This is a genomic window from Candidatus Accumulibacter phosphatis (assembly GCF_012939955.1).
GTDB lineage: Bacteria > Pseudomonadota > Gammaproteobacteria > Burkholderiales > Rhodocyclaceae > Accumulibacter > Accumulibacter delftensis.
The window spans coordinates 45,073-58,790 of record NZ_SPMY01000019.1 but is presented as its reverse complement, the minus strand read 5'-3'; the positions used below and the strand labels follow the sequence as shown (position 1 = coordinate 58,790).

General features: G+C 62.9%; 12 protein-coding genes. 8 read left to right on the top strand and 4 right to left on the bottom strand.

The genetic code is table 11. The features are described from left to right. The first annotated feature begins 102 nt into the window (after window positions 1-102). The gene (locus E4Q23_RS07175; RefSeq protein WP_169066001.1) at window positions 103-609 is read left to right on the top strand and encodes a hypothetical protein; all 507 of its coding nucleotides are present in this window, start codon (window positions 103-105) and stop codon (window positions 607-609) included. A gap of 215 nt (window positions 610-824) precedes the next feature. On the opposite strand, the gene E4Q23_RS07170 is transcribed toward E4Q23_RS07175, so the two are convergent. Together E4Q23_RS07170 and E4Q23_RS07165 are read right to left on the bottom strand one after the other, a co-directional pair. Next, window positions 825-1,016: a hypothetical protein gene (locus E4Q23_RS07170; protein ID WP_169066000.1), complete on the bottom strand. Its 192-nt coding sequence runs from the start codon at window positions 1,014-1,016 to the stop codon at window positions 825-827. Beyond that, on the bottom strand, window positions 1,013-1,684 hold the full coding sequence (locus tag E4Q23_RS07165; RefSeq protein WP_291998481.1) for a DUF2092 domain-containing protein: 672 nt from the start codon (window positions 1,682-1,684) through the stop codon (window positions 1,013-1,015). Before E4Q23_RS07165 ends, E4Q23_RS07170 begins: the two co-directional genes overlap by 4 nt. On the opposite strand from E4Q23_RS07165, the gene E4Q23_RS23655 reads away from it, so the two are divergent. Then, window positions 1,683-1,844 (top strand): hypothetical protein, encoded by a 162-nt coding sequence (locus E4Q23_RS23655; protein ID WP_248595318.1) that lies wholly within the window; start codon window positions 1,683-1,685, stop codon window positions 1,842-1,844. The two genes, E4Q23_RS07165 and E4Q23_RS23655, sit on opposite strands and share 2 nt — an antisense overlap. A gap of 36 nt (window positions 1,845-1,880) precedes the next feature. On the opposite strand, the gene E4Q23_RS07160 is transcribed toward E4Q23_RS23655, so the two are convergent. After that, window positions 1,881-2,969 (bottom strand): AraC family transcriptional regulator, encoded by a 1,089-nt coding sequence (locus E4Q23_RS07160; RefSeq protein WP_169065998.1) that lies wholly within the window; start codon window positions 2,967-2,969, stop codon window positions 1,881-1,883. A gap of 154 nt (window positions 2,970-3,123) precedes the next feature. On the opposite strand from E4Q23_RS07160, the gene E4Q23_RS07155 reads away from it, so the two are divergent. Next, on the top strand, window positions 3,124-5,961 hold the full coding sequence (locus E4Q23_RS07155) for a DUF1254 domain-containing protein (protein ID WP_169065997.1): 2,838 nt from the start codon (window positions 3,124-3,126) through the stop codon (window positions 5,959-5,961). 120 nt (window positions 5,962-6,081) lie between these two features. After that, on the top strand, window positions 6,082-7,641 hold the full coding sequence (locus E4Q23_RS07150; protein ID WP_169065996.1) for a hypothetical protein: 1,560 nt from the start codon (window positions 6,082-6,084) through the stop codon (window positions 7,639-7,641). Window positions 7,642-7,867: 226 nt separating this feature from the next. Here E4Q23_RS07150 and E4Q23_RS23650 read toward each other — a convergent pair whose 3' ends face one another. Further along, window positions 7,868-8,569, bottom strand: a complete 702-nt coding sequence (locus E4Q23_RS23650) for a hypothetical protein (protein WP_248595292.1) — start codon at window positions 8,567-8,569, stop codon at window positions 7,868-7,870. 84 nt (window positions 8,570-8,653) lie between these two features. Between E4Q23_RS23650 and E4Q23_RS07140 the strand changes: the two genes are divergently transcribed. The 4 genes from E4Q23_RS07140 (at window position 8,654) to E4Q23_RS07125 (ending at window position 13,709) form a co-directional block, all read left to right on the top strand. After that, window positions 8,654-9,187 (top strand): hypothetical protein, encoded by a 534-nt coding sequence (locus tag E4Q23_RS07140; RefSeq protein WP_169065995.1) that lies wholly within the window; start codon window positions 8,654-8,656, stop codon window positions 9,185-9,187. 125 nt (window positions 9,188-9,312) lie between these two features. After that, entirely contained in the window at window positions 9,313-10,641 is a 1,329-nt protein-coding gene (locus E4Q23_RS07135) for an OmpP1/FadL family transporter (protein WP_169065994.1), read from the top strand. A 55-nt stretch (window positions 10,642-10,696) separates the two neighbouring features. Next, complete coding sequence (locus E4Q23_RS07130) at window positions 10,697-12,052, top strand: paraquat-inducible protein A (protein ID WP_169065993.1); 1,356 nt, start codon at window positions 10,697-10,699, stop codon at window positions 12,050-12,052. After that, on the top strand, window positions 12,045-13,709 hold the full coding sequence (locus E4Q23_RS07125; protein ID WP_169065992.1) for an intermembrane transport protein PqiB: 1,665 nt from the start codon (window positions 12,045-12,047) through the stop codon (window positions 13,707-13,709). The genes E4Q23_RS07130 and E4Q23_RS07125 overlap by 8 nt, the downstream gene beginning before the upstream one ends. Window positions 13,710-13,718 lie beyond the last annotated feature (9 nt).

The window sequence follows — 13,718 nt, the reverse complement described above, 5'->3', positions numbered from 1 at the left end:
CCCTCCGGCGACCGCATTTCAAGGCTTTCACGAGGCACGCGTGACCGTCACCATGAAAATAAAATGGTGTTATATTCGTAACTAGGAAGCAGAGGAGTGGCGATGGATCCGGACATCGTTTACACCAAGACGGCCAGGGGGCTCGACGAGATCAAGTGGCGCAGACACAAGCTGCCGGCCCGTTTGCGCGCTCTGCTGATCACCATTGACGGGAAGTCCACGGCCGCGGCGCTGGTTCGCCGATTCTCCTCGCCAGCGCAGGCGGCCGCCGGTATTGCCGGTCTGCTCGCTTGCGGTTTTATCGAAGTCGCTGCTGAGGCTGGCGCTAGCTCATCGGCAGATTCATTGCGCGCCGCAAGGCAGTTCATGGCAACCAGCATGCTCGCCACTCTGGGAGTGGATGCGGATTATCCTGCCGCCAGCATCAATTCGGCGCAAAGTCTCGAAGAGCTTGCCGAACTGGCGTCGAAATTGCTGGACCTGGTGCGCAGCCAAGGCCATGACAGCGCCGCCGATGCCTTCATCGCCGGGCTTCGCGACTTCGGCATCGTCCAGGACTCTGACTGGCTTTCGCCAAACGAGCCGTCGGCGCGAAACGGTGGTTCTTGAGCTGCGAAGGCGCGGGCGCTGGCAAGTGCTCTTCATCGCCCACGCCCGCTTCCCTTAATGTGAAAGTCGCGCAAGCGACTCACGAATCTCCCTTCTCCCTTGCGGGAGAAGGGGCAGGGGAAGAGGGAAACGGTCATGACTTTCATGATTTGGGGTGTCTCGATTGTCATGACCGTTAGCTCATTGCCGGACCAGCCGTGATAACAAGCGGCTGCTTAGTAACGGCGTGCGGTGCGCCGTGCCACGCCAGCGTAGCTTACCGGCGTGAGAGGCCGGCCAACGATGGCTTCAGCTCGCGGGATGACACTGTTAATCCCCGGAATTGAGAGCTGCTCGCCAACTTCAGCTCCGAGAACAATGATCGCCGTGGCGATCGTGAAAACTGCAACCGCTTTCAGCCTGGTCATTTGCTTTCTCCTTTGGTGAAGTGCTCGGGCAAGTCACCCGTGCCTTTGAGATCCTCGAGCTTGACCGCGGTGGCCTTGCTCGTATTCTTGAACTCGAAACCACTCGCCGCGACCGCTTTCCCGCTCTTCCAATTACTGAACTGGATGCTGTAACTCGGGCCATTCGGCACGCGCTTGGAGGTGATCACGTAACGGCAGGGATAAGGCTTGTCGCCGTGGGCAATCCAGATTTGCCAGTCGACGTCTTTGGCTCGAAACGCCAGCGAATCACACTCGACGCCACCAATCACGCCACTGCCAAGATCTTTTATGTCTTCGACTCCTTCCATGAGCGCATCGTAGGAGTTCGACAGCAGCAGATCCGCGGCGGGGAGGGGGCGGTCGTATTTGTCGCGCATCACATCGACCAGATGATCGATGGAGCCGGGTATCTCGACCTGAGTATATATATTCAGATTCTTGCCCAGGATGGTGAGTTTTTTTCCGTCGAAGGACATGTCGACATCGGCAAAGCCTCCGGCGCGCGTTGCATGAATCTTGTCGGGTCGTTTGAGTTCCACCTTGCCCGAACTTGCCAGTGCGAGAATCTGATCTTCCGGGGTGACCACCTCAAGAGTGGCGTCGTAGTTGAACGACAGCGCCTGTTGCGCGGCCAGGAACTCCGACATGGCCTTCACCAATCGTTTGGCATCCAGTTCATCGGCGCTCGCAGGGGTCGATAGTCCCAAGGCAATCGCCACCGAAAGTGCAAGCGTGGAAATGCTGAGCGCTGCGAAATTCACTGGTTTTCGTGTGTCTGGATTCATTGAAAGCTACCTTTCTGAATGAGGGTTCTGTGTTTGGGAGCGTGATGCTCCGCTTAGTCTAGCGTGAATCGTGCATGCTTGCAGCGGTCGTAATCGTTCGCCCATGCAGGCGTCGCCACGCCAGCGGCGAGACAGCCTTCCAGCGTTTGAAGGCGTGTGTGAAGGCGCTGGCACTGGAATAGTCGAGGACCACGGCGATCTGTCCGAGCGACAGGTCGGTCAGGCAGATCAGCCGCAGCGCGAAACCGCAGCGGGCTTCGTCGAGTAACTGCCGGTAGGTACTGCCCTCGCGCTCGAGCAGGCGGTTCAGCCGGCGCGGGTTCATCGAGAGCTCCCGGGCGACGCCGCTCAGCGAACAGCGCCGCAGGACGAGCATCGCCTGCACCACGCGACGGGTCTGCGCGACGAGGTCGAGATCATGCTGGCTGCGGATGTCTTCCAGCCTTTCTTTCAAGAGCTTGAAGCGATCAGGGTCGGCACCGGCGACCGGCAAGCGCAGATCGCTGGCCGGGAAGACCAGTGCCGAGCTCTCGGCATCGAATTCGATCGGGCACTGAAAGGCTTGTTTATAGGGGCGCAGGTTCTCCGGTCGACGTCGTGAGAGCAGCACGGCGCGTGCTTTCCACTGCGGGCCGCAGAGCAGGCGCATGATGTTCTGCGCGATGAGAAGCGTGCCGTCGTAGATTTGGTCGACGCCGGCGATTGGCCCGGCAAACAAGGCGTAGCCGAAGGTCGCGGAGTCGCCATCGATGGTGCGCGTCGCCATCCCGGCACGGTCGTGCAGGTGGAGAAGGTTCTGCAGGTGGGCCAGCGCCGTGCCGACATCGGCGCAGTGCGGCAGCAGCTCGCCGACCATGCCAAGCGAGGAAGCGCTTTGCGCCTGGGCGAGAAGCAGCGCAAAGTGCGGGCAGCCGCTGAGCTCGGCGCAGCGTTCGAGTAGTTTGCCGGCCGTGTGCGGCGAAATGATGTTGTCCGGGTCGCTGAACAGGTCTCGCGCGACGCCGACGCTGGCGAACAGCGCTTCGGCATCAAGCGCAAAGTGCGCGATCATCTGGGCGATGTTGGCCAGGGGGCCAACGCGCTGAAATCCCTCCGGAACTTCGCCATAGCCACTTTTCGCTTCCTGCATTGCCTGATTGTTCTCCATGGTGAAGATTTCCGGTGCGTACCTGCAGATGTCGCAAATTATCAAGCAAGCTGGTACGGAACAGTCGACAATCGCGTCCTTTCATGGGCTGGCCGGTCACCTTCGTAGCGCACGCAGTGTTCAGCCGGATCGTTGGCAAGAGGAGGAGTTAAGCATGCGCAAGCAAGTATTGAAGCTGGCTGTGGCGATCACCATGGCTTCTACCATGGCAACGGCAAGCCTGGCGGCGACGGAAGCGGACGCCGTCGCCGGAATCAAGGATGCTGTCGAAGAGGCGTACCTCTACGGCTTGCCGATGATCGTCGGCTACAAGGTGCAGTACGACTACTTCATCGATCGCAAGTCGGGCCAGTTCAAGGCGCCGCTCAACACCCTCCACAATGAGGCGCGCGTCTACACCCCGCATGATACGGCGATCAGCACGCCGAACAGCGACACCCCTTACTCGATGGTCATGCTCGACCTGCGTGCCGAGCCGATGGTGCTGTGTATGCCGAAGATCGAGCCGGCGCGCTACTACGACGTGCAGCTGGTCGACCTGTACACCGACAACTATGGCTACATCGGCAGCCGCGCCACGGGCAATGAGGCCGGCTGCTACCTGATCGCCGGGCCCGACTGGCAGGGTACGGCCCCGGCCACTGTGGCCAGGACCTTCCGCAGCGAGACGCAGTTCAGCCTGGCCATCTACCGCACGCAGCTCTTCAATCCGGCCGACATGCCGAATGTCGAGCAGGTCCAGGCCGGCTACCTGGTCAAGCCGCTGTCGGCCTTCATCGGTGGCGCCAAGCCGCCCGCGGCGCCGGCCATCGACTGGCCGGCCTTCAAGCCCGAGGCTTTCACAAGCGAGTTTGCCGCCTATCTGAACTTCCTACTGCAGTTCTGCCCGCCGACCGGCAGCGCCGAAGTCGAAAAGCCGATGCGCGAACGCTTCGCGAAAGTCGGTATTGGCGCCGGGCTCAAGCCTTTGGCTGAACAACTGACGCCGGCCGTCAAGGCGGCGATGGGCGAGGCGATCAAGGCCGCGCTGCAGAAGATCGGGCAGACCGCCGAGAGTATCGGCAAGGACGTCAATGGCTGGCATATCGGTGCCGCCGCCGGCAACCGCGACTTCTACAATGGCAACTGGGCGCTGCGCGCTGCCGCCGCCAAGCTCGGCATCTACGGTAACAGCGAGGCCGAGGCGGTTTACCCCTTCACGCGGCACGACAGCAACGGCATCGTCGCCGACGGCAGCAAGCACACCTACCAGATGACCTTCGCCGCCGGCCAGCTACCGCCGGTGAACGCCTTCTGGTCGATCACCATGTACGACGGGCGCACACAGCTCTTGATCGACAACCCGATCAAGCGCTACCTGATCAACTCGCCGATGCTGCCCGAGCTGAAAAGGAACGCCGACGGTTCGATCACCGTGTACATCCAGAAGGATTCGCCGGGCAAGGACAAGGAAGCGAACTGGCTGCCGGCGCCGAACGGGCCGCTGTTCGTCGTCATGCGAATGTACTGGCCGAAGACCGAGGCGCCGTCGGTGTATCCGCTCGGCGAGGGGGCGTGGAAGCCGCCGGCGCTGGTGCCGGTGCAGAACCTCAACGCGCTGGGGGTGCGGCGCTTCGGCGACAAGTCGATCGAGAACATCGTGCGCACCGACACGCGCTACGGTAACGACGGCCTGTTCCAGGGTCCGCGCGGCTGGGGCTACTGGAACCACCTCGAATACCCGCGGCCGATCCAGAACCCCAACCTGTGGCCCGACTGGCAGTCCACCTACTTCATCGGCCGCATGGCGCTCCCTGACGGTGGCAGCGTAAGCTTCAACTACCGCTATCCGCATGCGCGCTACTTCCAGTTCGCCCTGTACCGGGAAAAAGGCGGCACTTTCGTGTCCATCGGGGAGGCTGTCGACGCGCGCAACATTGATCCCGACCCGGGTTCAAGCAACCCCTTCCGCGTCGGCGCCGACCGTCTGGCCGAAGCGCGCAAGTTCACTCTGCGCGTCGTCGCCAGGGAAGCACCGGAGGATCCGCAGCAGCGCGAGGCCAATGTGGTCTATGCCGGCACAGGTGGCAGCGAGCTGCAGTTCGTCAATCGCATCTACCTCTCCGACCAGGGCAGCGACGGTACTGGCTGGGGGGCGTCCGACACGCCCAGGGGCGGTTTCCACATGCCCACCTATACCGGCACTCTGGCCGATGGCACAAGCTTGACGTCGGAAGAAGTGGTCAAGAGTTTCGGTCGCCCCTTCCCGGGCGCTACCAAGCAGCCGGTGACCGACGAGCAGTGGGAGCAGCTGGTGCACGCCAAGGGCAACGACCCGCAACTCGACCCGGCCAGCGCGCCGGCGCGCAAGCTGCCGGTGTGGGAGAAGTACTGGAACATCCGCTACTCGATCCTGGGTTCGTTCAAAACGCCCGAAGAGCGCGCGAAAATCCCCTTCGCCGGCCCGATCGACGGCGGCGGAGACCCGGCCACCGAGTACCTGTTCGTGCAGCTGTCGCGCAAGTTCGGCCCGGTTTACGTAATGCGCGGCAAGATGCCGACTTTCCCGAACACCTATGCCGGCGCTGGCGGCAAGGGCCTGGAGATCATGCCCGATGCACAGACCCAGTACTGGTCCCTGGTCAGCTGCGAGGCCATGCCGTCGGGGCAGATCGTCGACGGCCTGACCGACATGCAGGTGCCGCTCGACGCCGAGCGCAACTACACGATTGTCTATAGCCGCAAGGAAGACCGGCCGGCCAACGCCACGGCGGAAAACGGCGTCGCCTGGATCGAGTGGAGCCCGCGTGGCGAAGGCATTGCCGGGCCGAAGAACCGGCCCGACTTCGGCATGTTGATGCTGCGCATCATGGCTACCAACCCGACCTGGAAGGAACGCCCCGACAACATCACCAGGCCCGGCATGGAGGAGGACGTGATGGGGCCGTACTACCCGCGTGGCGAGTACACCAACAAAGCGGCGTTCGAGGCGTCGGGATTGAAGACCAGGTGATGTGCCGCATCGACCTCGCGACAAGGGAGAAAGTGCATTGAAGACATCCTCATTGCTGAAGCTGATCGGCCTCATCTTGGTGGTCGTTCTGGCTACGCCGCCTACCGCCTGGGCTGGTCGGTGATCGAGCCGAAGATCGACCAGCGCGTCGCGAAGATCGGCCTGATGCCGAACCAGATCGTCGCCAACGGCCCGCTGCCGGGCGATGTCAGCCTGTACGCGAAGGAGCTGGACTGCCAGCAGAAGATCTCGACGCCGGGCTACTATTCGTCACTCAACGGCGCGGAGATCTCCGATGCGCAGCGCAGTGGCCTGTTCCCCTGCGCCAGCTTCCTCGGTTCGCGCGACGGCGCGAACACTGTCTTCGCCTGGCGCAGCGCCGACGACTACCCGGGCATCTCGTACATCAACAACCGCCAGCCGGGCGAACTGTACATTGTTGGTGGCGAATACCCGACGCTCGAAGACCCGAACATGGCCGGGCCCTTCGTCGCCAAGGCCGACGCCACCACCGGCAAGAAGCTTTGGCGCACCTATCTGGACAACCTGAACGCGTCTGGCCGCTGGATCGGAAACGCCAACCTGAACATCCTGGCCAACGGCAAGATCGCCTTTTCCTGGTCGAACCAGATCGTGCTGCTCGACCCGGACAGCGGCCTGATCCTGAAGCACAACACCCTGCCCAGTGGCGACGCACCGCCCATGGACACCAACTTCAAGCACATGACCGTCGCGCCCGATGGGACGCTGATCATGAAGGATCAGACACGGCCCAAGGGATGCACGCTACAGGGCACGATGGCGATCATCAAGTGCGCGGCCGAGCAAGGCATGAAGCAGCCGAACTCGCACCTGGTGGCGGTCAACCCCGATACGCTCGAGGTGCTGGATGACATCCCGCTTCCCGAGCCGGCGTCGTCGCCGCACATCGTGAGCATGTACGAAGGCAGGATCGCGATCTACATTGGCATGGACAAGAGCGCGCGGCGCTATTTCTGGGACCCGGCGACGAAGAAGCTCTCTGCCGACGATTCCTGGGTCATCCATCCAATGCAGGAAGGCCAGACCACTGCCACCGCACCCAGCCTGCTCGGCGACTGGATTGCCTTCCAGCTGAATGGCGCCGGCAGCGAAAAGGTGGCCTCGAGCATCGTTGTCGCCAACCTCAGGGACGCGAACAGGAAGCAGATCATCTTCCCCTTTGGCGAGCTGAAGAAGGGCGAGTGGAGCTTTGCGCCGCCGAAGTGCGGCGCCGACCCCGAGAACAACATGATCTATTCCGCCGACATGGGCGTCGGCAAGGTCGCCGGCATCAAGCTCGACCCGGCCAGCGGCGAACTGAAAGTGGTGTTCGTGCTCGACAACACGACCACCACCTTCCAGCCGCTTTTCGGGCCAGCGAACAAGCGTGTGCTGTTGCTGACGAACATGAAGCGCAACGTCGAGAAGGAGCCGCTGAAGGCCGCGCTGTTCACGGCCAACTACAAGGAGCAGCTGACCTGGCGTGACGCGGCCACCGGCAAGATCATCGCCGAGTCGGACTTTTTCGAGCCGCTGACGATCAACTCGCTGACGCCGCCGGGTTTCGGCGGGCGTGCGTACTTCCCGACTGCGGTCGGCAAGGGCTTTTACGTGTTGCAGGTGATGCCGAAGTCGGCAGCGACGCCGGGCGGCAAGTAGCAGTTCGGAGGGTGCGTGGAGTGCTGCTGGGCGCGACAGGGCTTGCGTCGAGCTGCGCTGGAGCAGCTTCAATTATCCTGGAGAAAACAATGAAGGCAGCAATGACAGTGCAGAAAGAGATCGTCGGCCGGCCGGCCGGCGGCAAAAAAAACGTGGCTACCGGCGCTGCTGATCGGTACCCTCATCGTCGCCGTGCCGGCGACGCTGAACGCGCGCGACCGAGGATTCAACCAGCCCGGTGCAGCCGGCAACGTCGGGCACGGATCCGGGCGTCAACCAGCCCGGAGCGGTCGGCAACGTCGGGCGGGATCCCGGCGTCAATCAGCCTGGCGCGGCGGGTAACGTCGGACGCGATCCGGGCGTTAACCAGCCCGGAGCGGTCGGCAATATCGGGCGGGATCCCGGCGTTAACCAGCCCGGAGCAGCCGGCAATGTTGGCAGAGACCCGGGCGTCAACCAGCCCGGTCCCGTCGGCGATCGCGGCACGAGGCGTCATCGCTGAAACGGGATCATCGGTTCTGTCGGGAGTTCCGGTAAGGCTGTCGCGGTCGTTGCCGCCTCGGTTCGCGGCGAGGGTGTGAGGAGCGTCGTCCGGAAGCACCGCCGCGGAGCGCTCAAGTCTCCAGCTTGAATTGGCAAATCTGAGGATGCGGGTAATGAAAATGCGGCCGCTTCGCAGGAAGCCGCGGCTGCGTCTTCGGCGCAGGCCGCAGCCAATGCCTCTGCTGCATCGGCCCAGCAGGCGGCGGCTGCCGCCGATCAGGCCGCGGCGAACGCCAGCCAGACCAAGACGCCACAACAGCGGCTCAAGGAACTGCAGTCGCTGTACGACCAGGGCTTGATCAGCGCCAGCGATTACGAGGCGGCGAAGAAAAAGATCCTCAATCAGCTGACGCAGTAGGGCGCGCGGGCGATACCGGCGCGGCAAGGTCGGGCCATGCCGCTGCCAATTTCTTTGCCATGATGCGGCGATCGCCGAGGCCCGCTTTTTTTTTTGACGAAAGGTACGACGATGAATGCAAGACGGAATTTCGTGGCCGCTGCCGCGCTGGTTGCGGCTGCCCCGCTTGGTGCTTTGCTCAACCCCGCAACTGCAGGGGAGGAAAGCAAGCTTCAGTTGATGTTCGTGCAAAGCGCTGAAAGGCTGAAAGCCGACGACACGACGCTGCGCCTGGTCAACGTCGCGCCACAGACGATCTACTTCTCGGATCGGCCGGTGCGCGTCGCCGGCCATATCACGCTGGCGGCCTATCTTGAAGAGTGGACAGCTGCGGCGGGACCGAACAACTTCAGCGCCGATCCGCCAAATGCCACCCTGTCGGTTTATGAGCCGGGCAAAGAGAACAACACGTTGACCATCGTCGAGATCAGCAAGCCGGTCGTCGACGGCAAGGACCTAGTGTACAGTTATAAGCTTATCGAAGGCACGGTGCCGACGAGCGGCGGCGTGACTGCCTTGTTCATCGACTGGATTGGTCCCGGCGGCGGCGTCGGAGTTGGCTTCCACGGCGTCGGGGTCGGGCGTCGCGGCGTTGGCTGGCGGTAGTTTCGGGTGTGTGGAGGAGCGAGCGGCAGCTGGCTCTTCCGCGGCATCAGTGGTTCGCTCCCGCGCTTGGCGGCCGCTCGCGGCGAAGAAATTGACGGCTATTCAATTGCGGATGGGTGACGATGATGACTTGGCAGCTTGAGATGGGTACAGCGTGCCGCAAGGCGGTGAAGCTGGTTTTGTGCACCGGCGCCCTGGCCGCCGGCCAGGGGATGGCCGGCGGCTTGATTGCCTACGAGGTCGGGACGGCCGACGTCGGTCTGGCGTCGGCCGGCTACGGTGCGCGCGCGCAGGATGCGTCGACGGTGCTCAGCAATCCTGCCGGCATGACGAGGCTGGAGGGGACGCAGTTCCTGGCCGGGGGGCAGTTGCTCTGGGGCAACACCAAGTTCTCGGCCGACACGGGCACCTCACCCGGACTTGGCGGCGACAACGGCGGCTACGCGGTTGGCTCGAATGGCTGGTTCCCCGGTGGCGGCGGTTTTTTGAGCTATAGCGTGTCGCCTGACCTCAAGCTCGGTTTTGCGGTCACCGGCAACTTCGGTGCGCCGTTGAGCTACGACAACGACTGGGTCGGGCGCTACTACGTGCAGGAAACGACGCTGCTCGGAATCTCCCTGCTGCCCTCGATCGCCTACAAGGTAAACGACAAGCTTTCGCTCGGCGCCGGCGTCAATGCCATGTACGGCATCTACACCAACTACGTGGCGATCAACAATCCGGCGCCTGGCCTTGGCGACGGCCGACTGAAGATGGACGACCGCAGCTGGGGCTGGGGGCTCAACCTTGGCCTGCTCTATGAGATCGATCCGGGCACACGCCTGGGGCTGACCTGGAATTCGCAGATCGATCTGGATTTCAAGGGACCGGCCAAGTTTTCCAACCTCGGCCCCGATCTGGCCACCATACTGCGCAACCGCGGCACACTCGACGCCGACATCAAGGTCGGGATCAATGTCCCGCAGCAGGCGATGGCCAGCGTGTTTACCCAGGTCAATGATCGCTGGGCGGTGCTCGGCAGCGTTGGCTGGCAGCAGTGGTCCAAGTTCGGCGAGGTGCAGTTGGGCATCTCGGACACCAATGATCCGGTCAGCCTGACGCAGAACCTGAACTTCAATGATACCTGGCACGTCGCGCTCGGCGCGCAGCACCGCCTGAGCGAACCCTGGCTGCTCAACTTTGGTGTTGCTTACGACTCCGGCATGCAGTCGGGCGACGTCTCGCCGTTGCTGCCGGTAAACTCGGCCTGGCGTTTCGGTGTTGGCGGCGAGCAGCAGCTCAGCAAGACCACCTACTGGGGCATTGCCGCCGAGTACCTGTACGGCGGTAAGCTCGATACCCAGCTGCAGACGACGGCACCGGTGGCGCTTGGCGGGCGCGGCAAGGTCGTCGGCTCGTACAACAATACCGACGTTATCTATGTTGCTGCTTACTACAACTGGAAGTTCTTCTAGTGGCCGAAGGGGGGCGGTGTATGTCAGATGAGCGTCGCGCTGCTGGCTCTTGGCGATGACTGATTCCGCCAGCAGTTGCCGTACCCCTGCGTCGCAGCCGCTGATGGCTTGCCAGGAATGCGACCTGCTGCAGCGGATTCCGCCTCTGCCGATTGGCGGCAAGGCGCTCTGTGCGCGTTGCGGCTACTCCCTGGCCGCGCGGCCGACCGATCCCTTGCAGATACCCCTGGCGCTGACTGTTACCGCGGCGATCGTCTTCGTCGTTGCCAACGTCACGCCGATGATCGGCCTGTCGGCCGTTGGCCGGCACGCGAGCACGACAATCGTCGGCGGCGCCTGGCAGCTGTGGCACGAGGGCGAGAAGATTGCGGCCGCCATCGTCATGTTCTGCGGGGTCATTGCGCCGGCATTTTTCATGGTCTTGATGCTGGCCGTGTTGCTTACCGCGAGGCGCTCGCAGCGCGCCCGCCTGCCGCACTGGGTCGGCGAGATCTTGCGCTGGAGTCTGCATATGCAGCCCTGGTCGATGTACGACGTGATGTCGCTCGGGGTTCTCGTGGCCTTGATCAAGATTGCCCAGCTGGCCAGCGTGGACCCCGGCATCGGCATGTATGCGATGGGTCTGCTGGCCGTGCTGGTGCCGGCGATCATGGTCAGCTTCGATGCCCGAGAAATCTGGAAGCTGGTAGACTGGGAGACGGGTAAAGAGGCCTCGACGCAGGCCGTCGATCAGGCGAGCCTTGCCGGGGGGAGGGCGATGAGCCTGTCGCTGAGCACAGCTGCGCGCACTGCAGCGCAGATGGGGCTGGTGTCCTGCGAGACCTGCAAGCTCCTGTCGCGGCCTGTGCACCCGGAAGATCCGGGGCATTGTCCTCGCTGTGGTGCCGAACTCGAGTTTCGCCGCGCCTATTCGCTGCAGCGTACCTGGGCGCTGGTGATTGCGGCGGCGGTTTGCTATATCCCGGCGAACATGCTGCCGATGATGGCCACGAGTACTTTCGCCTCGTCGGAGGCCGACACCATCATGGGCGGCGTGGTGTACCTTTTCGCCTCCGGATCGTGGCCGCTGGCCCTGATCGTCCTGATCGCCAGCGTCATGGTGCCACTGGGAAAGCTGGTGGCCCTGGCTTATCTACTAATCAGCGTGCACCGCGGCATGCGCGGCGGTTGTCACCAGCGGGCGCGCCTCTATCGAATGGTCGAACTGATTGGCCGCTGGTCGATGCTTGATGTTTTTGTCGTCACTTTCACCGTGGCTTTGGTGCAACTTGAGCCTCTGATGGTGGTCCGGCCTGGCCCTGCGGTACTGTTCTTTGCGGTGGTTGTGGTGCTGACGATGATTGCCGCCGAGACCTTTGATCCCCGACTGATCTGGGATGCCGCTGGCCCTATGGAGAACGAGAATGACTGAGCGCAGCACTAGTGATGATGTACTCCCGCAGGCCACCGTTGTGCGCAAGAAACGAACCCGCATTTCGGTGGTGTGGATCATTCCGATCCTTGCCGCGGTGGTCGCCGTCGGCATCGCGGTGCAACGCGTTCTCAGCGAAGGCCCGCTTATCAGCATCGTCTTCAAGAATGCGCAGGGCATCGAAGCCGGCAAGACCGTCGTCAAGTACAAGGACGTCAATATCGGTCAGGTGGCCGCCGTACAACTGTCCGACGATTACAGCAGCGTCACGGTGACCGCCAAGATCGCCAAGAGCGCGGCCGGCCTGATGGTCGAGGACGCGAAATTCTGGGTTGTCGAGCCACGTATCACGCTGAGTGGCGTCTCCGGTCTCGGCACGCTGCTCTCCGGCAACTACATCGGTTTCGAGGCCGGCAAGGCGGACCGCAGCCAGCGCAGCTTCAGCGGACTCGAAGTGCCGCCGATCATCACCGGCGATCAGCCCGGGCGGCAATTCCTGCTCAAGGCCGACAACCTGGGCTCCCTGGGTATCGGTTCGCCGGTCTATTACCGACGCCTGCCAGCCGGCCAGGTGGTCGCCTACGAGCTGACGGAAGATGGCCAGGCGGTCGAGATCAAGGTCTTCGTGAATGCGCCCTACGATAAGTTCGTCAATCCTGGAACACGTTTCTGGAACGCCAGCGGCTTCGATCTGTCGATCGACGCCGATGGTCTGGACGTGCGTACGCAGTCGATGATCGCGCTGATTGCTGGCGGGCTGGCCTTCGAGACGCCACCGTTTTCACCGCAAACGGAACCGGCCGCCGCCGAAGCCGAGTTCATCCTGCACGGCGATCAGGCAACGGCGATGAAGCAGCCGGAGCCGATGGCGAGGCGTTACGTCCTTCATTTCGACGAGTCGCTGCGCGGGCTGTCGGTCGGCGCACCGGTCACTCTGCTCGGGCTGGCAGGCGGCGAAGTCACCAATGTCGGCCTCGACATCGAACCGAAGAGCAAGCGCCTGCGCGGCCGCGTCGAGTTCGTCGTCTATCCCGAGCGCTTGATTGCACAAATGCACGACGCGCAGCCAGTCCGCGGCGAAATGCTGGCGCGCGTCAGTCCCAGACGCGAGGCCTTCTTCGAGCGGATGGTCGAAGACTTCGGCTTGCGAGCCCAGATTCAGAGCGGCAACCTGCTGACCGGCCAGCGTTACGTGTCTTTCGATTTCCACCCCGATGCGCGGAAGGTCAAGATCGACTGGAGCGGAGAGAAATCGGTGGTGCCGTCGATTCCGAGCACCCTGCCGAACTTCGAGGCGAAGATCGGCAGCATTCTCGCCAAGCTCGACAAGCTGCCGTACGAGGCAATCGGCGCCGACACCCGGAAAATGCTGGTAACGTTAAATCAGACGCTGAAGGATGCTGACCAGGCCGTCAAGCGCTTCGATTCGGACGTCACCCCGGAGCTCAAGAAGGTGCTTGACGAGATTCGTCGTGCCACCGCGTCCGCAGACCGGATGATCAAGAATACGGACAAGGGGCTCCTGGCACCGGATTCACCGGGCCAGCAGGAGTTGCGCGAAGCGATGCGTGAAGTCGCCCGTGCGGCACGTTCGCTGCGCGTGCTGACCGACTATCTCGATCGCCATCCCGAAGCCCTGCTTCGCGGCAAGAACTGAGACTGAGGA

Excerpts from the sequence above, each read along its gene's own strand:
- E4Q23_RS07135 (WP_169065994.1), top strand. The coding sequence starts at position 9,313 with ATGACTTGGCAGCTTGAGATGGGTACAGCGTGCCGCAAGGCGGTGAAG.
- E4Q23_RS07140 (WP_169065995.1), top strand. The coding sequence starts at position 8,654 with ATGAATGCAAGACGGAATTTCGTGGCCGCTGCCGCGCTGGTTGCGGCT.
- E4Q23_RS07175 (WP_169066001.1), top strand. The coding sequence starts at position 103 with ATGGATCCGGACATCGTTTACACCAAGACGGCCAGGGGGCTCGACGAG.
- E4Q23_RS07170 (WP_169066000.1), bottom strand. The coding sequence starts at position 1,016 with ATGACCAGGCTGAAAGCGGTTGCAGTTTTCACGATCGCCACGGCGATC.
- E4Q23_RS07155 (WP_169065997.1), top strand. The coding sequence starts at position 3,124 with ATGCGCAAGCAAGTATTGAAGCTGGCTGTGGCGATCACCATGGCTTCT.
- E4Q23_RS23655 (WP_248595318.1), top strand. The coding sequence starts at position 1,683 with ATGGCCTTCACCAATCGTTTGGCATCCAGTTCATCGGCGCTCGCAGGG.
- E4Q23_RS07130 (WP_169065993.1), top strand. The coding sequence starts at position 10,697 with ATGACTGATTCCGCCAGCAGTTGCCGTACCCCTGCGTCGCAGCCGCTG.
- E4Q23_RS07160 (WP_169065998.1), bottom strand. The coding sequence starts at position 2,969 with ATGGAGAACAATCAGGCAATGCAGGAAGCGAAAAGTGGCTATGGCGAA.
- E4Q23_RS07165 (WP_291998481.1), bottom strand. The coding sequence starts at position 1,684 with ATGTCGGAGTTCCTGGCCGCGCAACAGGCGCTGTCGTTCAACTACGAC.
- E4Q23_RS07125 (WP_169065992.1), top strand. The coding sequence starts at position 12,045 with ATGACTGAGCGCAGCACTAGTGATGATGTACTCCCGCAGGCCACCGTT.